Source organism: Pseudomonas sp. S2_C03 (genome assembly GCF_054668405.1).
In genome coordinates this window covers 28,513-49,340 of the sequence record NZ_CP162766.1, presented here as the reverse complement: position 1 = coordinate 49,340, position 20,828 = coordinate 28,513, and the positions used below count along the sequence as shown (strand labels likewise).

The following is a 20,828-nucleotide window of genomic DNA, read 5'->3' as shown; positions in this document are numbered from 1 at the left end:
CTATAGAAATCGGCGTTTAATCAGAAGTTCATTCTGATTAGCCATCCCCCCATAAATTGTTTATCGGTCCAAACGACTTACAACACCAGAAGACTTCCACAGTATCGGCAGAATGTGACTGAAGTGAACCGGATCGGCACTTGTCCAAAACTGTGCTTCACGCGCCGGGCCATCAGCGAGCAGATTGCGCTGCGACAAAAGCCGCTGCAATTGACGCGCCACCGCCGCGCCGGTGTCGATCAGGCTGATGTCCTCGGGGATCATCTGCCGCAGCAGCGGCTTGAGGAAAGGGTAATGGGTGCAGCCCAGGATGATGGTGTCGCAACCGGCCGCGAGCAACGGCCCAACGTAGCTGGCCAGTAGCGTGCGCAAGGCCGGACTGTGCAGGTCACCGTTTTCAATCAGTTCCACCAGGCCTGGGCAGGGCTGGGTGATCACTTGTACGTCGGTGGCGAAGCGGTCGAGCAAGGCGGCGAACTTGGCGCTTTGCAAGGTGCCGGTGGTCGCGAGGACACCGACCACGCCGCTGCGCGTCGCTGCTGCGGCGGGTTTGACCGCCGGCTCCATGCCCACGATGGGCCACTGGGGATAATCACGACGCAGGTCGGCCACCCCGGCGACTGTCGCCGTGTTGCAGGCGAGCACCAGGGCCTTGGCGCCTTGCGCCTGGAAAAAGTCGGCCATCACGCTGCATCGCAGGCGAATGAACTCCGGGGTTTTCTCGCCGTAAGGGATGTTCCCGCAGTCTGCCACGTACAGCAGCGTTTCATTGGGCAACAACCGCTGGATCTCAGCTAGCACCGACAGCCCACCGACGCCGGAATCGAACACGCCGATGGGCGCTTCACGCATGTGTTGGCCCACAAACGCGACAGCCTGGGTCACGCTTGACCCTCAGCTCACGAAAGCGTGAACCCAGAGCGTCGATCAACAAAAGGCGCCCCACCAGTGGCTCGCCGAAACCGGCCAGCATTTTCAAGGCTTCCAGCGCTTGCAGGCTGCCGACCAGGCCCACCAGCGGCCCGATCACCCCCGCTTCGCTGCAGGTCAGGTCGGCTTCGCTGCCGTGCCCGTATAAACAGTGGTAGCACGGACTGTCCGCCCGCCGGGGGTCGAACACCGACAATTGCCCTTCAAGGCGAATCGCCGCCCCGCTGACCAAAGGTTTGCCGGCGGCGACACACGCGACATTGACCGCTTCGCGGGTGGAAAAGTTATCGGAGCAATCCAGCACCAGGTCCACTGCCGCCACTGCGGCGGCCAGGGAATCCTCATCCAGCGCCGTGCGATGGGCGATCAGTTGGACCTCGGGGTTGATCGCGCTCAGTCGGCGCATCGCCGAGTCGACCTTGGTCTGGCCAACGCTGTCGGTATCGTGAATGATCTGGCGTTGCAGGTTGGTCAGGTCGACGGTGTCGAAATCCGCCAGGTGCAACTCGCCCACACCGGCTGCCGCCAGGTACAGCGCGACGGGTGATCCAAGGCCACCCAGGCCGACGATCAATACGCGGCTCTGTTTCAGGCGCGCCTGACCGTCGATGTCGACGTGTTGCAGCAAAATCTGCCGACTGTAGCGCAACAATTCCTGATCATTCAGCACGGCAGGCACCCCAGGCTGATCCGTTGGTGGCCGCCCAGATCGGTGCGGCTGTGAACCTCGGCAAACCCGTGAGTCTGCAACAGATCACGCACGGCCTCTGCCTGATCATAACCGTGTTCGAGCATCAGCCAGCCCCCCGATTCCAGGTGCTGCGGTGCCTGCGCGACGATCAGGCGCAGATCGTCCAGCCCGTCCACACCGGCAACCAACGCACTGGCCGGCTCGAAACGCACATCGCCTTTTGCCAGATGCGGATCAGTTGCTGCGATGTAAGGCGGGTTGCTGATGATCAATTGAAAACGTTGGCCGGCCAAGGCGCTGAACCAATGACTGTTCAGCACCGTGGCGTTGGCCAGTTGCAGACGCTGGCGGTTACGTTCGGCCAGGGCCACGGCTTCGATCACGCGATCCACCGCCGTGACTTTCCACGCCGGGCGCTCGCTGGCCAGGGCCAGGGCGATGGCGCCGCTACCGGTGCCCAGATCGAGCACGGTGGCCGGAGTCGCGGGCAACAGCTCCAGCGCCGCTTCCACCAGCAACTCGGTGTCAGGACGCGGTATCAGTGTGTGCGGCGCAACCTCAAGGTCAAGCTTCCAGAAACCTTGCTGACCCAGAATGTAGGCCACCGGCTCACCGCCACGACGGCGTTGCAGGTACTCGGCAAACTGCAACGCGGCTTCGCCCGGGACGATGCGCTCCGGCCAGGTGTGCAGGAAACTGCGGGACTTGCCCAATGCCGCCGCCAGCAACATCTCGGCATCCAGACGCGCCGTGGGCGAGTCGGGCAGATCGGCAGCGCGCAACAGACTGGCGATGATCGTCATTCGATGGCCGCCAGTTGATCAGCCTGGTACTCGGCCAGCAAAGGCTCGATGACCGCATCGACGCCACCGGCGAGGATTTCGTCAAGCGAATACAGGGTCAGGTTGATGCGGTGATCAGTCACCCGACCCTGGGCATAGTTATAGGTGCGGATGCGCTCGGAACGATCCCCCGAACCCACCAGCAGTTTACGCTCGCTGGCGATGGCGTTCGCTGCAGCGCTGGTCTGCTGGTCGTTGAGTTTGGCGGACAGCCAGGCCATCGCACGGGCACGGTTCTTGTGCTGGGAACGTTCTTCCTGGCACTCCACGACAATGCCCGACGGCAAGTGAGTGATGCGGATTGCCGAGTCGGTCTTGTTGACGTGCTGACCGCCCGCGCCGGAAGAACGGTACGTGTCGACACGCAGGTCCGCCGGGTTGATCTCGATCGCTTCCTGTTCGTCCGGCTCGGGCAGCACCGCCACGGTGCACGCCGATGTATGGATGCGGCCCTGGGATTCGGTGGCCGGAACCCGTTGCACACGATGCGCGCCGGATTCGAATTTCAGCTTGCCGTAAACATTCTCGCCTTCGACCCGGGCAATGACTTCTTTATAGCCGCCGTGTTCGCCTTCGTTCTCGGAGAGGATTTCCACTCGCCAGCCACGCCGCTCGGCGTAACGCGAGTACATGCGGAATAAGTCACCGGAGAAAATCGCCGCCTCGTCGCCGCCGGTGCCAGCACGGATTTCAAGGAACACGTTGCGGCCATCGTTCGGATCCTTGGGCAGCAACTGGCGCTGCAAGAGGGCTTCGATCTCGACCAGTTGCTCCTTGGCTTCACGGACTTCTTCCACGGCCATCTCGCGCATGTCGGCGTCACTGTCCTTGAGCAAAGCCTGGGCACCTTCGAGGTCGGCCTGGACCTTGAGCAGCTGCTTATAAGTCGCCACGATCGGCTCGACTTCCGCGTACTCCTTGGAATAGGCGCGGAATTTGGTCTGGTCGCTGATGACTTCGCCGTCGCCAAGCAAGGCGGTCAGTTCTTCAAAACGATCCTGGAGCACGTCCAGCTTGTTGAGCAGTGACGCTTTCATTGCGGTTTTTTATCCGAAAAGCTGTTCGATGAGCCCTCACCGAGGGCAAAGAGTTCCTGGGCCATGGCCAGCGCATCGAGGCGACCTTCGGCAGAGAGCTTTTTCAATTGAACGCTTGGCGCGTGCAAGAGTTTATTGGTCAGGCCGCGCGCCAGTTGCACCAGCACCTCTTCGGCGCTGCCACCGTTGGCCAGCAACCGCTGGGCTTTTTGCAGTTCTTCGTCGCGCAGGCGCTCGCTCTGTTGACGATAGGCCTTGAGCACATCCACCGCCGCCAGCTCGCGCAGGCGCACCATGAAATCCTCGGCGCCCACCGAGACCATTTCCTCGGCCGCTTGTGCAGCGCCCTGGCGACTTTTGAGGTTTTCGGCGACCACTTCATGGAGATCGTCGACGCTATAAAGGTAAACATCGTCCAACTCGCCGACTTCCGGCTCGATGTCCCGTGGAACGGCGATGTCCACCATGAAGATCGGCTTGTGCTTGCGCAGCTTCAGGGCACTTTCCACCGCGCCTTTGCCAAGGATCGGCAACTGGCTGGCCGTGGAACTGATGACGATGTCGCTGCGTACCAGCTCTGCCGGAATATCCGAGAGCAGCACGGCATGGGCGCCGAACTGCTCGGCCAGAATGCTCGCGCGCTCCAGCGTCCGATTGGCGACGACGATGCGCTTGACCCCGAGGTCATGCAGATGGCGGGCGACCAGGGTGATGGTCTCGCCCGCTCCGATCAGCAGGGCCTGGCTGCGTTGCAAGTCGCTGAAAATCTGCTTGGCCAGGCTGACGGCGGCAAAGGCCACAGACACCGGGTTTTCACCAATGGCGGTGTCGGTGCGCACTTGTTTGGCGGCGTTGAACGTGGCCTGGAACAGACGACCGAGCAGCGGACCGACAGTACCGGCCTCCCTCGCGACCGCATAGGCCGATTTCATCTGGCCCAGAATCTGCGGTTCACCCAGCACCAGCGAATCGAGCCCGGAGGCGACCCGCATCATGTGACGAACTGCCGCATCATCTTCATGCACATAACTGCTGGCGCGCAGCTCGTCGAGGCTCAGATGGTGATAATCCGCCAGCCAGCGCAGCACGATGTCAGCCGAAAGCTGATCCTGTTCTATATAGAGTTCACTGCGATTGCAGGTGGAGAGGATCGCAGCTTCGCGACTGTCGGTGAGTCGGCAGAGCTGCTGCAAGGCCTCAACCAGTTGCTCAGGGGTAAAGGCCACGCGCTCGCGGACGTCTACTGAAGCAGTCTTGTGGTTAATACCGAGTGCAAGGAAGGCCATTCAAAGTCGCTGATGGTGACGTGAAGCCGGCAATTGTCCTACTTCGACACACCGAGAACAACTACCCGATTTCTATTGACCCGGTAGGCGCGACCCCGGCTTGCGAGCGCTTCTCGTTTACACCTCATTCTCACCCGCCATGACGAGGGCAAACGGGAAAATGGTCGGGCGGTTATGTTTGCAAGATGGCTTGTGTCATGATGGCCCGACCGCAGGTTAGTCGTCCTCTTCCTATATGAATAGATCTTCCGCGTTGCTCCTAGCTTTTGTCTTCCTCAGCGGCTGCCAGGCCATGGCACCCGTTTCGTCGGACGGTACGCCGCCGGTCGAAGACAGCACTCCGGCCCCTGAAAAACCCAAGGTCTACAGCTCATTCAGCGAAGAAACCGTCTTCAGCCTGCTGAGCGCCGAACTGGCTGGCCAGCGCAATCGTTTCGACATTGCCCTGGACAACTATGTGACCCAGGCCATCAATACCCAGGACCCGGGCATCTCCGAGCGTGCCTTTCGCATCGCCGAGTACCTGGGCGCCGACCAGGCAGCTCTGGACACCGCTTTGATCTGGGCGAAAAACGCGCCGGACGATCTTGAGGCCCAACGGGCTGCCGCCGTGCAACTGGCGCGCGCAGGACGCTATGACGACTCCATGGTCTATATGGAGAAAGTCCTGCAAGGCAAGGGCGATACGCATTTCGACTTCCTTGCCCTGTCTGCGGCGGATACCGATCAGGAAACCCGCAACGGCCTGATGAAAAGTTTCGACCGATTGTTGCAGCGTCATCCGAACAACAGCCAACTGATTTTTGGCAAGGCACTGCTGATGCAGCAGGACGGCGACAATAAGGGTGCATTGACCCTGCTGGAAGATAACCCGCCGGAAGAAGGTGAGATCGCGCCGATCCTCTTGCGCGCACGCTTGTTGCAAGTCCTCGGTCGCGGTGATGAAGCGCTGCCCCTGCTCAGAAAAAGCATCAAGCAGTACCCGGACGACAAACGCCTGCGCCTGACTTATGCGCGCATGCTGGTCGAACAGGATCGCATGGACGACGCCAAGGTCGAGTTCTCGAGCCTGGTCCAGCAATACCCGGAAGACGACGAACTGCGTTACTCCCTTGCGCTGGTCTGCCTGGAAGCCAAGGCATGGGACGAGGCCAAGGGTTACCTGGAAGACCTGATTGCCCGGGAAAGCCACGTCGACTCGGCGCACCTGAACCTTGGCCGTATCGCTGAAGAGCGTAACGACCCCCAGGGCGCACTGATCGAGTACGCCCAGGTTGGCCCGGGCAACGATTACCTGCCGGCGCAACTGCGTCAGGCCGACATCATGATGAACAACGGCAAGACCGCCGAAGCGCAAAGACGGCTAGCGGCCGAACGAGATGAACAGCCGGATTACGCGATCCAGCTTTACCTGATCGAAGCCGAGACCCTGTCCGCCAATAAACAGGAAGACAAGGCCTGGGGTGTGCTGGCCAAGGCGTTGCAGCAATACCCGGACGATCCGAACTTGCTGTACACCCGCGCCATGCAGGCGGAAAAACGCAATGACCTGGCGCAGATGGAGAAAGACCTGCGCCTGATAATCAAGCGCGACCCGGACAACGCGATGGCACTGAACGCCCTCGGCTACACCTTGTCCGATCGTACGACACGTTATGTCGAAGCCAAGGCGCTGATCGAGCAGGCACACCAGATCAATCCGGAAGACCCGGCGGTACTCGACAGCCTCGGCTGGGTGAATTTCCGCATGGGCAACCTCGACGAAGCCGAAGCCTTGTTGCGCAAGGCGCTGGAGCGCTTCCCCGACCAGGAAGTCGCCGCTCACCTGGGTGAAGTCCTGTGGGCCAACGGCAAGCAGCGAGAAGCCCGGCAAATCTGGAGCAAGTTCCTTACCGAACAACCCGACAGCCCCATCCTGCGCGACACCATCAAGCGCCTGACCGGATCAGAGACTCTTTAAGATTATGTTTTTGCGCCACCTCATCGTATTCAGCTTCATCGCCCTGCTCGCCGGTTGCGCGGGCTTCGGCGCCCGTGAATCGGTCCAGGGCCAGGGCGACCAGGCCCAATGGCGCGAGCACAAGGCGCAATTGGCCGGCATCGATGGCTGGCAGATCAACGGCAAGATCGGCATTCGCGCGCCGAAGGATTCGGGTAGCGGCACGTTGTTCTGGCTGCAACGCCAGGATTACTACGATATCCGCCTGTCCGGCCCACTGGGTCGCGGCGCAGCGCGCTTGACCGGCTCGCCGGGCAAGGTTTCGCTGGAGGTCGCCAACCAGGGGCGCTATGAAGCGCCGACCCCGGAAGTGCTGCTCGAAGAACAACTGGGTTGGAACCTGCCGGTGTCACACTTGAACTGGTGGGTACGCGGGCTTCCGGCACCGGACAGCAAGAGTCGCCTGACGCTGGACACCGACAGCCGCCTGGCCAAGCTGGATCAGGATGGCTGGCAGGTCGAATACCTTAGCTATAGCGAACAGAACGGCTACTGGCTGCCCGAGCGGATCAAACTGCACGGCGCCGACCTTGATGTCACATTGGTGATCAAGGAATGGCAACCTCGCAAGCTGGGACAGTGAAATCATGACGGTCCCACGCCTGACCCTGCCCTCCCCGGCCAAGCTCAACCTGATGTTGCATATCCTCGGCCGTCGTGAAGACGGCTATCACGAGTTGCAGACGATTTTTCAGTTTCTCGATTACGGCGATGAAATCACCTTTGCCGTACGCGACGACGGCGTGATTCAACTGCACACCGAATTCGAAGGCGTACCTCACGACAGCAACCTGATCGTTCGGGCGGCGAAAAAACTCCAGGAGCAATCCGGCTGCACTCTGGGGATCGACATCTGGATCGAAAAAATCCTGCCCATGGGCGGCGGTATTGGTGGCGGCAGTTCAAACGCCGCGACGACTTTGCTGGGTCTCAATCACCTCTGGCAACTGGGGTGGGATGAAGATCGCCTGGCCGCACTGGGCCTGTCGCTGGGGGCTGACGTCCCGGTTTTCGTGCGTGGCCACGCGGCTTTCGCCGAGGGCGTGGGCGAGAAACTCACCCCGGTAGACCCCGAGGAACCGTGGTATCTCGTGCTTGTGCCGCAAGTATCTGTAAGTACAGCAGAAATTTTTTCAGATCCACTGTTGACACGTAACTCTCCTCCCATTAAAGTGCGCCCCGTTCCCAAGGGAAACAGTCGAAATGACTGCTTACCGGTGGTAGCAAGGCGTTATCCAGATGTTCGTAACGCATTGAATTTGTTAGGTAAATTTACCGAAGCAAAACTCACCGGAACTGGAAGTTGTGTGTTTGGGGGCTTCCCAAGCAAAGCTGAAGCTGATAAAGTCTCGGCCCTTCTTACAGAGACCCTTACAGGGTTTGTAGCAAAAGGAAGCAACGTTTCGATGTTGCATCGCAAGCTGCAAAGTCTGCTCTAAAGGAACCGAGTACTGGGTACTCGTTGCAACAGATACAGGGGCGTCGCCAAGCGGTAAGGCAGCAGGTTTTGATCCTGCCATGCGTTGGTTCGAATCCAGCCGCCCCTGCCATTTTCCTATACTCATCCAGGTATACCCTCAGCCTTCAGGTACTGCGCGTGTCCAAGATGATGGTCTTTACGGGGAACGCTAACCCCGATCTGGCTCGGCGTGTCGTACGTCAGCTGCATATCCCTCTCGGTGACATCTCTGTCGGTAAGTTTTCCGACGGTGAAATTACTGCCGAGATCAATGAAAATGTCCGCGGTAAAGACGTCTTCATTATTCAGCCGACCTGCGCTCCGACCAACGATAACCTGATGGAACTGGTCGTGATGGCTGATGCCTTCCGCCGCTCCTCGGCTACTCGTATCACTGCTGTTATTCCTTACTTTGGTTATGCCCGTCAGGATCGCCGTCCGCGTTCCGCACGTGTGGCTATCAGCGCGAAAGTCGTGGCTGACATGCTGACCGTCGTTGGCATCGACCGTGTTCTCACGGTTGACCTGCACGCTGACCAGATCCAGGGTTTCTTCGATATTCCGGTAGATAACATCTACGGCTCCCCGGTACTGGTGGATGACATTGAAGATCAGCGCTTCGAAAACCTGATGATCGTGTCCCCGGACATTGGTGGCGTCGTGCGTGCACGTGCCGTTGCCAAATCCCTGGGCGTGGATCTCGGGATCATCGACAAACGCCGTGAGAAAGCCAATCACTCCGAAGTGATGCATATCATCGGTGATGTCGAAGGGCGTACCTGCATCCTGGTCGATGACATGGTCGACACCGCCGGCACCCTGTGCCATGCGGCCAAGGCTTTGAAAGAGCATGGCGCTGCCAAGGTTTTCGCCTATTGCACGCACCCTGTGCTGTCGGGTCGGGCGATCGAGAACATTGAAAATTCCGTGCTGGACGAACTGGTGGTGACCAACACCATCCCGTTGTCCGCAGCTGCACAAGCCTGTGCGCGTATCCGCCAACTGGATATCGCACCGGTTGTTGCCGAAGCGGTCCGCCGCATCAGCAATGAAGAATCGATCAGCGCGATGTTCCGCTAAGGGCCCTGCCCTTCTCGAACACCCTGTTGACGAAAAGCGCCCCGCCCCGGCATCACCTGCCGGGGCGGGGCTTTTTTGCCCATACCGTGTCTGGCGCTGGTCGCAAACGCCAACCGGTGATGGCTATTTTGGAGATACAAAATGACTGACTTTACTCTGAACGCTCAAGCGCGTACTGACCTGGGGAAAGGTGCGAGCCGCCGCCTGCGTCACGCTCTGAACATCCCGGCCGTTGTATACGGTGGTGACAAGCCTGCTGAATCCCTGACCATCGTGGCCAAGGAAATGGCCAAGCTGTTCGAAAACGAAGCGGCCTACAGCCACGTTATCGAGCTGAACGTTGACGGCAAAAAGCAAAACGTCATCGTTAAAGCCATGCAACGTCATCCAGCCAAGCAATTCATCATGCACGCTGACTTCGTGCGCGTTGTTGCTGGCCAGAAACTGACTGCAAAAGTACCGGTTCACTTCATCAACGAAGAAGCTCCGGTCAAGAAAGGCGGCGAAATCTCTCACGTTCTGAACGAGATCGAAGTTTCCTGCGAAGCCAAGGACCTGCCTGAATTCATCGAAGTCGACCTGGCTAAGGCCGAAGTCGGTTCGATCATTCACCTGTCCGACCTCAAAGCCCCTAAAGGCGTTGAGTTCGTTGCTCTGGCACACGGCGATGACAAGGCTGTTGCCAACGTCCACGCTCCACGTGTTGCTCCAGAAGCTACCGAAGAAGGCGCTGCAGAGTAATTTCACTCTGTACGCCGGAGTGACGGAAACATCGCGGACTGGAACGTAGCGAGAAAGCGGGCGGGAACGCGGAGTTTACATTCATGGTAAATGAGCATTTTTCGTCCGCCACTTGCACCGGCGGCGATGTTATCCACCACTTCAAGGAAGGGCCCCTATCGTGACTGCCATCAAACTGATCGTTGGCCTGGGAAATCCAGGCGCTGAATACGAACAGACCCGGCATAACGCAGGGGCCCTTTTTGTTGAGCGCATCGCGAACGCACAAGGTGTCAACCTTGTCGCCGATCGCAAATATTTCGGCCTGACCGGGCGCTATTCGCACCAGGGTCAGGATGTTCGTCTGCTGATTCCCACCACCTACATGAACCGCAGCGGCCAGGCCGTGGCGGCACTCGCCGGTTTCTTCCGCATCAAGCCCGAAGAAATCCTGGTGGCGCATGACGAACTCGACCTGCCTCCGGGCGTTGCCAAGCTTAAACAGGGCGGCGGTCACGGCGGTCACAACGGGTTGCGCGACATCATTGCGCAATTGGGTAATCAGAATACCTTCTACCGCTTGCGGCTTGGCATTGGCCACCCGGGCGTAGCCAGTATGGTTTCAAATTTCGTCCTGGGTCGCGCGCCTCGCGCCGAACAGGAAAAACTCGATGCCAGCATCGACTTTGCCCTCGGCGTGCTGCCGGATATCCTCGCCGGTGAATGGAACCGCGCGATGAAAAACCTGCACAGCCAGAAGGCCTGACTCTAATCCGAGGGGAAACACCATGGGATTCAATTGCGGCATCGTCGGCCTGCCTAACGTCGGCAAGTCCACCCTGTTCAACGCGCTGACCAAATCCGGGATCGCGGCCGAGAACTTCCCCTTCTGCACCATCGAACCGAACAGCGGTATCGTGCCGATGCCGGATCCGCGTCTGGACGCCCTGGCCGCCATCGTCAACCCAAAACGCATCCTGCCGACCACCATGGAATTCGTCGACATTGCAGGCCTGGTGGCCGGCGCGTCGAAAGGTGAAGGCCTGGGCAACAAGTTCCTGGCCAACATCCGTGAAACCGATGCCATCGCCCACGTGGTCCGCTGCTTCGAAGACGAGAACGTGATTCACGTCTCCAACAGCGTCGACCCGAAACGCGACATCGAGATCATCGACCTGGAACTGATCTTCGCCGACCTCGACAGCTGCGAGAAGCAACTGCAGAAAGTCGCGCGCAATGCCAAGGGTGGCGACAAGGACGCCGTGGTCCAGAAAGGTCTGCTGGAGCAATTGATCGCTCACTTCACCGAAGGCAAGCCGGCGCGCAGCCTGATGAAGAACATGGGCAGCGACGAGAAGCTGGTGATCAAGGGCTTCCACCTGCTGACCACCAAGCCGGTGATGTACATCGCCAACGTTGCTGAAGACGGCTTCGAAAACAACCCGCACCTGGACGTGGTCAAGGCCATTGCCGAAGAAGAAGGCGCCGTGGTTGTTCCGGTCTGCAACAAGATCGAAGCGGAAATCGCCGAGCTCGACGACGGCGAAGAGAAAGACATGTTCCTCGAAGCCCTGGGCCTTGAAGAACCGGGCCTGAACCGCGTGATCCGCGCCGGCTACGAAATGCTCCACCTGCAGACTTACTTCACCGCCGGTGTCGAAGAAGTCCGCGCCTGGACCGTGCGCGTTGGTGCCACCGCACCACAAGCCGCTGGCGTGATCCACACCGACTTCGAAAAAGGCTTCATCCGTGCCGAAGTGATCGCCTACAACGACTTCATCCAGTTCAAGGGTGAAGCCGGTGCCAAGGAAGCCGGCAAATGGCGCCTGGAAGGCAAGGATTACATCGTGAAGGACGGCGACGTGATGCACTTCCGTTTCAACGTGTAAGTCGCTTTCTTACACGGCGGACAGACAAAACCCCCTGGGACTCAACCTCCCAGGGGGTTTTTCTTTGGCCCGCAATTGGTGTGCAGGTGTCGACCCACCACGATGGTTGTGGACGATGACGCTCCGCAACCCTGTAGGAGCGAGCACGTCGAGGCGTCGAACCGTCGCGATGGTCGTCAACGATACGCTGGACACCTGATGCCCCGCGGTGTTCTTGCGTCCATCGCGAGCAAGCTCGCTCCTACAGAAAAGGTCGCGTTTTCAGATACTCGTATGGATCTGGAAACTTCCTACGGATCTCACGCTGTAACATTTGGACGCTTCCTACACGACCATCAGAAGCATCCTATTTCAACTATTTTCCATCCCTTGAACACTGTCCCGCATCCACCGCGGGTAGATAAACAACCTCCCGCGCCAACCAGGCCAGGGAGGCTTGAGCATGAACGCACCCCCGATCTTCTTCGACCACAGCCGCCATAACCGCTGGGCGCGCGACCGTAAGCCGATCCCTGTTGCGCGCCTAATTGCGTACAGGGAGGCCCAGGCATGACGTCGAGCATCAGTGATACCTGGCTCGAACAACTGAAATCGTCCTGCGCCGAGGCCTCCATCACCTGCCTGGACATCATCATCGACCAGGCGGGCGGTGCACCGATGTTGTCCAGTGTCCTCAGCGTCGAGCCCGCGCTGCCTTGGCAATCGTTGTTCACTGGGCTGCCCGAGGCGAGTGCCGAGGATCTGGCGCCTTTGTTGGTGCGGGTCGATCTTGCGCAGCCGCTTCAGCGGCAATGGCTGAAGGGACTGATCCAATTCCTGAACAATCGATCGCAATTGTTGGTGCTGGCGTCCTGCTGGCCGTTTGAAGTGCTGGCCGAAAATCTGGGTCAATGCCTGGAAGCCCGCCATGCGGGGCGATTGGGGCTGTTGCGCTACTACGATCCGCGGATATTTCCATTGCTGTTCAGCCATGTGCTGCAAGTCGACCAGCAGCAAGTGTTGTTACGCCCGGCGTTGTTCTGGAGCTGGCTGGATATCGATGGTGAACCTCGGTGGTTGATGGGCAACCCTGACAGGCCGCCGAGCCCACACAACTTCACTCACATCGAACTCAGTGACGTGCAGTTGCAAGCGTTTGCTTGTATCTGCGACGCCCTGCAAGCGACGGAAGATCTTCATGAAGCGCTGCCGAGCGACTGGAGTGCCCAGCAGCGATTTGACGCGTGCTGCCTGGCCTTGTTCGAAGCACTCCAGAACGGACTGTCGCTCACTTCGGAACGTGATAGTTACCTCCTCGGCAGGTTGCTGGGTGCTGGCGTTAGCTCCTCCAGCGACATGAGGAAATGAACCCCATGCCGACATTTTCAAGCGGCGGTTATCGCGCCGTCCTATTCGGTGCTCTGGTGTCAATTGTAACTCCTCCAAAAGCCTCGGCGGGAACCCTCGAAGCGATCAATCACACCCATTGGGCGATCAATCAATTCGCGGTCAATGGTCGATCGGGGTTGGACATTATTGGTCCGTATCAGGGTGGCGGTGGAGGGTGTTGTTACATCGCCCCTTCTCAGTGGAAGCCGGGTATGACGGTGCGTATTGAGTGGGAGACTGGAGTTGGCAGTTCGAAAGGTTTCCCCGGTTTCGGTGACGAAGCTAAATACGATGCCTGGCTTGACAGCATTGATGCCCAAAAACGCCAACACAGCAAATACGTTCCCATCCCCGACTACTCCGGCCAAAAAGTCTGCGGACTCACCGTGCACTTCCTGCCCTGCGATGAACTTCAAGTCACCACCTCCTGCGACGCCTACGGCAGCCCCGAATATCCAATCAAAACCCCGTTGAACCTGCCGGAGCCGCAATCATGTCCGCAGTGAATCATCCCAGCGTTTGGTATCCACCTGCCTTTCCCGTGCAGGTCCGTCTGCCGCGTCGAGAGGGACACGCCCGTCAAAACCTTGCGCGTCATGAGGGAATGAACTCTAAGGCGATATTTTCAAGCGGCAGTTGTCGCGCCGTTCTGTTCGGGGCTCTGGTGTCGGTTTTAACCGCCCAAAACACCTCGGCGGGAACCCTCGAAGCGATCAACCACACTCACTGGGCGATCAATCAATTCGCGGTCAATGGTCGCTCGGGGTTGGACATTATTGGTCCCTATCAGGGGGGCGGTGGAGGGTGTTGTTACATCGCGTCTTCGCGGTGGAAGCCGGGGATGACGGTGCGTGTTGAGTGGGAAACCGGAGTTGCATACTCCGACGATTTCCCAGGTTTTGGTGACTGGCCAAAGTATCTTGAATGGGTAGAGCGGATCGACGCACAAAAACGTCGGCACAGCCAAGTGGTACCTGTTCCCGACTATTCTGGCCAAAAAGTCTGCGGACTCACCGTGCACTTCCTGCCCTGCGATGAACTTCAAGTCACCACCTCCTGCTACGGCTATGGCAGCCCCGAATATCCCATCAAAACCCCGTTGAACCTGCCGGAGCCACAATCATGTCCGCAGTAAACCATGTCAGCGTTTGGTATCCCTCACCCTATCCCGTGCAAGGCCGTCTGCCCCGCCGAGAGGGGCAAGTTCGCCAGAACCTGCGGCGCCAGGCCGAATGGGAAGTTGGTCACCATGATGCTCTCAGCGTAGCGGCTGGCCACAGGGTCTTGCCACCCTGCTGCAAGACGCTGCACATCAGTCTGTGCTTCGACGGCACTGGCAACAACCTCAACAACGATCTCTACCTGTCGACGCCTCCGAACCCGACCAATATCGCCAGGATGTTCCGCGCCAGCATTGGCACCGGCCACGCGGGCGGCACCGGGCACGCCAGCAGCAAGGCGAGGGGACTGATTGATTTCACAAGCGCGGGCAACAACCAGTATTTCAAATACTACATGCCCGGTGTCGGCACACCTTTTGCCGAAGTGGGTGACCTGGATTACACCCAACTGGGCATGGCTACCGGGTGGTATGGCGAGGAACGCATCAACTGGGCGTTGTTGATGATCATCGATGCGCTCAGGCGCAGCCTGGATTTACCCCGAATGGATAACGCTGCGCTGCTCGGCTCCGTCAAAGCCATGGGTACGTTGGTGGGGATGGAGTCCGGCGGGGAGACCAATCGAGCTAACGTGTTTGATAAACAGCTGGCAGCCCTTGAACAGCCCCTACGCACAGCGCTGGAAGACAATTTGCCGGCGCGCCCGAAACTGTTGGGCATCAAGCTCTATGTGTATGGATTTTCCCGCGGTGCGGCAGCGGCCAGAGCCTTCGTCAACTGGCTCAACCAGTTGCTGGACAGCAGTGCCACGACGCCCTCGCTGAATTTCAAGGACTTGACCCTCCCCGTCAGCGTCGAGTACCTGGGGTTGCTGGACACCGTGGCGTCGGTGGGTCTCGCCGATATTGCGTTTGGGGCAGACGGGCATATGGGCTGGGCCGATAGCAGCCAGGAAATACCAGACCGGTTGGTCAAGCGCTGCCTGCATCTGGTGGCCAGTCATGAGCAGCGGTTGTGTTTTCCATCGGAGTCGATTCGTCGGGCGAGCGGTGGGTATCCGGTTAATTCCATGGAGGTGATTTATCCGGGGGTGCATTCGGATGTGGGTGGAGGGTACCCGCCGGGAGATCAGGGGAAAGCTTTGAGTTCTGTTTCCTGGGAGGGAGATGGATTGCTGCTTTCGCAGATCGCGCTAAATGATTTGTACGCTGACGCTTTCGCACATGGTGCGCCACTGAAAGTACCAAAGCACTCTTTACCCGTCGGATTGTCAACCGAGCACTGGCGCGCAATGGAGGACGACTTGGTAAAGGCTTTTGGTGTTTCGCCAGTGCTGGCTGAACGCTTCAACGCTTGGCGCGAAATAACTCTGAATTTGCTCCCAGTTCGCCAGCCATTAAGCCCCGAGCAAACGGACTACTACGAACCCCTCTCAGCCTCCACCATTTTGGAAGAGGCCATGCGCAACCAACTGGGCTGGATCACTGCCTGGCGCATCGACCGTTACGGTTTTTCCAGCCTCCGACAAACAGCGTTTTACCAACAAGCAAGCGACACGCAAGTCGATCCTTATGTGCAGCAAAAAGCCGAGGCAGCGCGAGAAGCAAAACAGAACGCCATCAAAAACATCCGAAAAGAACAGCTGATCAACGAACGTGTCCCGGGCACCGAAAAGAAACCCATGGAGCCCGGCGTCAAGGACTTCGACGCTGACATGGCGCAGACCCAACTGCGCGAGGCCGCTCAGGAGTTCAGCCTGGACTACCGCAACATCGACAACATTGAAACCATAGTGCTCTGGTTGGCAGCCCTGACGCTCCTCCCGGCAATCATGCTCAATCAAATGACTGTGAAAGTGCGAGCCGAGCGCGCGGCGATCAAGGCCCTGGGCATGAAGCGCGTCAGCCAGCTGTTCCCACCGCCCAAATTCGAGCGCAACCACGTCGATGAAAAAACGCGCCACAACGTGGATGAAAGCCGTAATGCGCAAGAAGCCACCGGATTACTGCGTGCCTTGTTCGACGATCAGGTTCACGACTCGCGCGCCTGGTTCCTCTACGCCAAAGGCCGTGAGCGTGGGGGCACCTATTTCAGTGAGCGGATGGTGTTCTTCGGCGAAGCCAACCGACGGGAGTTGGTGCTGCTCAAGGAGGTCAACGGCGTGATGGTGGCCGACAGCCGTCACTCCCAACCGCGACCGACGCCGACTTCGATCTTTGATGCCGAAACTCTCGCTGATATGCAAAGAAGGCTCAGCGCACGCTGGGAAACTTTCGAGGCGCAAGCCAAGGAGGCCCGCGATGGTGTGGTTTGATCAAGCGGCCTGAGCATCGCGCAAACCATCGCCAGGGCCCATGGCGATCACCTGTCGCTGTACAACCGCGAGCAGGGTGGGCTGGATGCGACGATCAGGCTCAAGGCGGATGGTTGAACTGACCACAATCTGAAACTGTGGAAGCAATCCCTGTGGGAGCGGCGGTGCGACGATTCGACTTGCCCGCGATGGCGGAGTGTCAGTCTCATCTTCGCTCGATGACACACCCTAATCGCGGGCAAGCCCGCTCCCACAGGTCCTGTTCCCACAGGGATTTTTCACAGGCCGGATTTATCAGGCCTTCCTGGTCCTCGGCAGGAAAATCGCCAGCACCCCGAACAACGGCAGGAACGAGCACAGGAAGTACACATACTCGATACCGTGGATGTCCGCCAGGTGCCCCAGCAAGGCCGCGCCGATCCCGCCGAAGCCGAACATCAGGCCGAAGAACACTCCAGCGATCATACCGACGTTACCCGGCACCAGCTCCTGCGCGTACACCACGATGGCCGAGAATGCCGAGGCGAGGATGAAGCCGATCACCACGCTGAGCACGCTGGTCCAGAACAGGTCGACGTGCGGCATGATCAGGGTGAACGGTGCCACGCCGAGGATCGAGAACCAGATCACCGCCTTGCGGCCGATCTTGTCGCCGATCGGCCCACCGAAGAAGGTGCCCGCCGCCACTGCGCCGAGGAACAGGAACAGGTGCAGTTGCGAGCTGGCCACCGACAGGTCGAACTTCTCGATCAGGTAGAAGGTGAAATAGCTGGTGAGGCTGGCCATGTAGAAATACTTGGAGAACACCAGCAGGCCCAGCACCACCAGGGCACTGATCACCCTGTTCTTCGACAGGCCGTGGGTGGCCGCATGGCCCTGCTTGAGCTTGAACAGGCTCAGGTGGTTGGCGTACCAACGACTGATGCGGTAGAGCACGAACAGCGCAAACACCGCGAACAGGCCGAACCACGCCACATGGCCCTGGCCGAACGGAATGATGATCGCAGCCGCCAGCAGCGGGCCGAACGCGGAACCTGCGTTACCGCCGACCTGGAAGGTCGACTGCGCCAGGCCGAAGCGTCCGCCCGAAGCCAGGCGCGCGATGCGCGAGGCTTCCGGGTGGAAGGTCGACGAACCGATACCGATCAACCCGGCCGCCAGCAGGATCAGCGGGAAGCTGCCAACCACCGACATCATCAGGATGCCGATCAGCGTGCACACCGTGCCGGCCGGCAACAGCCAGGGCTTGGGATGGCGATCGGTGTGGTAACCGACCCAGGGCTGCAACAGCGAGGCGGTCAACTGGAACGTCAGGGTAATCAGGCCGACCTGGGTGAAGCTCAGGCCGTAGTTTTCCTTGAGCATCGGGTAGATCGACGGCAGCACTGACTGGATCAGGTCGTTGATCAAATGCGCCAGCGCCACGGCGCCGATGATGGACATGACCAGGGGACTGCTTTGTGGGGTCGCGGACGCCGGCGTCGTGCCGGTCTGGGCATTGCTGATAGCCATGGGAATTTCCGTACAACAGATGGGTGCACACGGGCAGGTGCGTCAATGTGCCATTTTTCGGTGCAGATGCGCCATCCCCTTAGGCAGCTAACGAACGGAACATGTTGACCTGTAGGAGCGAGCTTGCTCGCGATGGACGTCAAAACGCCGCGGTGTGCCAGGCGTCCAGCGTCATCGTTAACGACCATCGCGACGGTTCGACGCTTCGACATGCTCGCTCCTACAGGGGGTACAGGTCGGCATCCATGGGTAATAGCCCATCGCCATGGTCTGAATCTTGCCTTGTTATTGGCTTCAACGCGGCGTTCTTACAAAGGACGTCGAGAATGGGAAGTTTCGCTACAGAATCGGCCTACAGAGCTGACCAGGGTGAACTTCCGAGGCCTTTAAAAGGGGCACGAGTCGCGGTCGCAATGACTTCGACGCACGCCAATGGTGCGTGGTGCCCACAGGAGTCGTGGGGCATGCAGGCTTTTTTATCGCCGGGTATCTCGTTGTTGGGCCGTTTTGGCTTTGCCCGCAAATTTCAGTTGTTGTTCCTGCTATTTATCCTGCCACTTGCAGGCAGCCTGCTAATGATCGGCCAGGACTATCGGGCCAAGTTGAGCCTGATCTCGGGCGAACGCGCCGGCGTGCGCCAACTGTTGGCACTCGACGCACTGGATAACCTGCTGTCCGCCCAGCGTGACCGCGCCGCCCGCTGGCGCGCCACCGAGACCAATCGCCAGCCGACGCCTGCGACCCTCGCCGCCGTGTCGGCATTCGACGCCGTGCAGCCCGCCCTCACCCAGGCCACCACCGACCTGGCTGGTACGCTACAAACAGAAGGTGCCGACACCCAGACCCTGGGCCGCTTTCAGGCCCTGCAAACCGCGCTCGACGGCCTCGATTCAAAAAGCCTGAGCAGCGTGGGCTGGTGGCCCGACGGTTATGATCGATTCACGAACGCCTTGAGTGCCCTGCAAGCGCTGCGCGAACAGATCGCCATGGACAATCGCCTGACCCTGGCGCCATGGCTGGAAACCTACCTGCTGACTCAAATTTCCACCCAGCACGCGCCTGACCTGATCGAGCGCGTCGGCCGGCTGGCGAGTGTCGGTCAGGCCTCGGTGGTCTCCGGGCAATTCACCCTGCAGAGCCGCCTGCAACTACGCGACCTGCGCAGCCGCATCGGCGATGCCCGCGAACAGCTTGTAAAAACTGCGAGCTTGCTGGAGGCGCGTCTGCCCAGCAACCTGCAAAGTTGGGCCGGGCACTACCACGACAGCCTGAAAAACCTCGACGCCGAACTGAAAGTGCTGGACGACGGCGTGTTCGGCGGCAGCATCCAGCTCAAGCCCGAGGAATTCGAGCGCGGTCTCGACGCCCTGCTCGGTGACCTCGCCACATTGCGTCAGCAGTCGTTGGTGTCGCTGGATCAGCGCCTGGATGATTACCAGGGTTCGGCAATCCGCCAGTTCATTGTGGTGGCGGCTGTCTTTGGCTGCCTGTTGTTGGCAGCGCTGTACCTGTTCATCTGTTTGCAGGCCTCGATCCGCCGCAGCGCCAGCGGCATTACGCTGCTGGCCGAAGCCCTGCGCGACGGCAACCTGAGCCTGCAAGTCGCGGTTGAGGGGCGCGATGAATTGGCGGCAATCAGCACGGCGCTCAATGTTGCCGTGGTGCAACTGCGCACGAGCCTGCTGGGAGTCGATCACGAGACCCTGCAATTGAGTCATGCGGTGCGCACGCTCAATCAGCATTCCAGCGGCGCCCTGAATGAAGTCGAAGCGCAGCAATTGCAGATCAGCCAGATCGCCGCCGCCGCCACGCAATTGGCTGCCACCTCGCAAGGCGTGGCCCAGAGCTGTGAACAGGCCTCCGGCAGCGCCCAGCACACCCAGCGCATCGCCGCTGATAGCAGCCGCGACAGCCAACGCACCACCGCGAGCATCCAGCAGCTCAACCAGCGCTTGAATGAAACGGCGGCGGCGCTTGGGCGCGTCAGTGAACAAGGCCAGCAGATTCAACTGGTGGTCGACACCATTCGCGGCGTCGCCGAACAGACCAATCTGCTGGCGCTCAACGCCGCCATCGAAGCCGCCCGTGCCGGTGAACAGGGCCGTGGTTTCGCCGTGGTCGCCGATGAGGTGCGCAGCCTGTCACAACGCACCCAGACTTCCACGGCGCAGATCGCCGGCACCGTCGACAGCCTGCGCAATACCGTCGATGAAGCCGTGAGCCTGATGGAGGCCGCGTGTGGTCAAGCGCAGTCAGACGCCCAAGCCGTCACCGGCCTGGGCGAGCGCCTGGGGGAAATCGCCAGCGCCGTGCAAAGCGTTACCGACACCCTGACGCAGATCGCCACGGCGGTCGACGAGCAGGCCAGCACCGCCGATGAAGTCAGCAGCAACATCCAGCAGGTCGATCAGGCGGCGGTGCGCTTGCTCGAAGGCGCACGGGCGGTGAACCTGGCGGCGGACACGTTGAGCCACGGCAGCAAGGCATTGAGTACTAATACCGGGAGATTTCAGCTCGGATGATCGCGGCAGGAAGGGGTTTTTCACCCTTTGCGGATAAGCGGTTGAAACTGTGGAGAAA

The 20,828-nt window shown here is 59.7% G+C and carries 18 protein-coding genes and 1 tRNA gene; 13 read left to right on the top strand and 6 right to left on the bottom strand.

Going from position 1 to position 20,828, the window contains the following annotated elements; genetic code table 11:
• Positions 1-60: 60 nt before the first annotated feature.
• The 5 genes from murI to hemA are packed head-to-tail and all read right to left on the bottom strand — an operon-like array spanning position 61 to position 4,786.
• Positions 61-852, bottom strand: a complete 792-nt coding sequence (gene murI, locus AB4N64_RS00240) for a glutamate racemase (RefSeq protein ID WP_460120923.1) — start codon at positions 850-852, stop codon at positions 61-63.
• Positions 845-1,600, bottom strand: coding sequence for a molybdopterin-synthase adenylyltransferase MoeB (locus AB4N64_RS00235; protein WP_460120921.1), 756 nt, complete (start codon positions 1,598-1,600; stop codon positions 845-847). The genes murI and AB4N64_RS00235 overlap by 8 nt, the downstream gene beginning before the upstream one ends.
• Positions 1,594-2,424: a peptide chain release factor N(5)-glutamine methyltransferase gene (gene prmC / locus AB4N64_RS00230; protein WP_460120919.1), complete on the bottom strand. Its 831-nt coding sequence runs from the start codon at positions 2,422-2,424 to the stop codon at positions 1,594-1,596. The genes AB4N64_RS00235 and prmC overlap by 7 nt, the downstream gene beginning before the upstream one ends.
• Positions 2,421-3,500 carry a peptide chain release factor 1 gene (gene prfA / locus AB4N64_RS00225; protein ID WP_460120918.1) on the bottom strand — a complete coding sequence of 360 codons (1,080 nt, stop codon included), beginning with the start codon at positions 3,498-3,500 and terminating at the stop codon, positions 2,421-2,423. The genes prmC and prfA overlap by 4 nt, the downstream gene beginning before the upstream one ends.
• Positions 3,497-4,786, bottom strand: a complete 1,290-nt coding sequence (gene hemA / locus AB4N64_RS00220) for a glutamyl-tRNA reductase (RefSeq protein ID WP_460120916.1) — start codon at positions 4,784-4,786, stop codon at positions 3,497-3,499. Before hemA ends, prfA begins: the two co-directional genes overlap by 4 nt.
• Positions 4,787-5,021: 235 nt before the next feature.
• On the opposite strand from hemA, the gene AB4N64_RS00215 reads away from it, so the two are divergent.
• From AB4N64_RS00215 to AB4N64_RS00160, 12 genes are all read left to right on the top strand, one after another.
• Positions 5,022-6,746, top strand: coding sequence for a tetratricopeptide repeat protein (locus AB4N64_RS00215; protein ID WP_460120914.1), 1,725 nt, complete (start codon positions 5,022-5,024; stop codon positions 6,744-6,746).
• A 4-nt stretch (positions 6,747-6,750) separates the two neighbouring features.
• Positions 6,751-7,368 (top strand): lipoprotein insertase outer membrane protein LolB, encoded by a 618-nt coding sequence (lolB, locus tag AB4N64_RS00210; RefSeq protein ID WP_460120912.1) that lies wholly within the window; start codon positions 6,751-6,753, stop codon positions 7,366-7,368.
• Positions 7,369-7,372: 4 nt separating this feature from the next.
• A complete protein-coding gene (gene ispE / locus AB4N64_RS00205) occupies positions 7,373-8,224 on the top strand; it encodes a 4-(cytidine 5'-diphospho)-2-C-methyl-D-erythritol kinase (RefSeq protein WP_460120910.1) in 852 nt (283 codons plus the stop codon).
• A 36-nt stretch (positions 8,225-8,260) separates the two neighbouring features.
• A tRNA-Gln gene (locus tag AB4N64_RS00200) sits at positions 8,261-8,335 on the top strand.
• A 47-nt stretch (positions 8,336-8,382) separates the two neighbouring features.
• Positions 8,383-9,324 (top strand): ribose-phosphate pyrophosphokinase, encoded by a 942-nt coding sequence (locus tag AB4N64_RS00195; protein ID WP_003171603.1) that lies wholly within the window; start codon positions 8,383-8,385, stop codon positions 9,322-9,324.
• Between the two features lie 141 nt (positions 9,325-9,465).
• Positions 9,466-10,065 carry a 50S ribosomal protein L25/general stress protein Ctc gene (locus tag AB4N64_RS00190; RefSeq protein WP_460120907.1) on the top strand — a complete coding sequence of 200 codons (600 nt, stop codon included), beginning with the start codon at positions 9,466-9,468 and terminating at the stop codon, positions 10,063-10,065.
• A 160-nt stretch (positions 10,066-10,225) separates the two neighbouring features.
• Positions 10,226-10,810, top strand: a complete 585-nt coding sequence (pth, locus tag AB4N64_RS00185; protein WP_008037207.1) for an aminoacyl-tRNA hydrolase — start codon at positions 10,226-10,228, stop codon at positions 10,808-10,810.
• Positions 10,811-10,832: 22 nt separating this feature from the next.
• The gene (gene ychF, locus AB4N64_RS00180; protein ID WP_460120904.1) at positions 10,833-11,933 is read left to right on the top strand and encodes a redox-regulated ATPase YchF; all 1,101 of its coding nucleotides are present in this window, start codon (positions 10,833-10,835) and stop codon (positions 11,931-11,933) included.
• Positions 11,934-12,482: 549 nt separating this feature from the next.
• Entirely contained in the window at positions 12,483-13,280 is a 798-nt protein-coding gene (locus AB4N64_RS00175; RefSeq protein ID WP_460120902.1) for a DUF4123 domain-containing protein, read from the top strand.
• Complete coding sequence (locus AB4N64_RS00170; protein ID WP_460120900.1) at positions 13,277-13,807, top strand: DUF3304 domain-containing protein; 531 nt, start codon at positions 13,277-13,279, stop codon at positions 13,805-13,807. The genes AB4N64_RS00175 and AB4N64_RS00170 overlap by 4 nt, the downstream gene beginning before the upstream one ends.
• 98 nt (positions 13,808-13,905) lie before the next feature.
• A complete protein-coding gene (locus tag AB4N64_RS00165; RefSeq protein WP_460126548.1) occupies positions 13,906-14,436 on the top strand; it encodes a DUF3304 domain-containing protein in 531 nt (176 codons plus the stop codon).
• Positions 14,424-16,736, top strand: a complete 2,313-nt coding sequence (locus AB4N64_RS00160; RefSeq protein ID WP_460120898.1) for a T6SS phospholipase effector Tle1-like catalytic domain-containing protein — start codon at positions 14,424-14,426, stop codon at positions 16,734-16,736. Before AB4N64_RS00165 ends, AB4N64_RS00160 begins: the two co-directional genes overlap by 13 nt.
• Positions 16,737-17,030: 294 nt before the next feature.
• Here the strand turns inward: AB4N64_RS00160 and AB4N64_RS00155 are convergent, their stop codons facing one another.
• Positions 17,031-18,248 carry an MFS transporter gene (locus AB4N64_RS00155; RefSeq protein ID WP_460120896.1) on the bottom strand — a complete coding sequence of 406 codons (1,218 nt, stop codon included), beginning with the start codon at positions 18,246-18,248 and terminating at the stop codon, positions 17,031-17,033.
• Between the two features lie 101 nt (positions 18,249-18,349).
• On the opposite strand from AB4N64_RS00155, the gene AB4N64_RS00150 reads away from it, so the two are divergent.
• Positions 18,350-20,770 carry a methyl-accepting chemotaxis protein gene (locus AB4N64_RS00150; RefSeq protein ID WP_460120894.1) on the top strand — a complete coding sequence of 807 codons (2,421 nt, stop codon included), beginning with the start codon at positions 18,350-18,352 and terminating at the stop codon, positions 20,768-20,770.
• Positions 20,771-20,828: the final 58 nt, after the last annotated feature.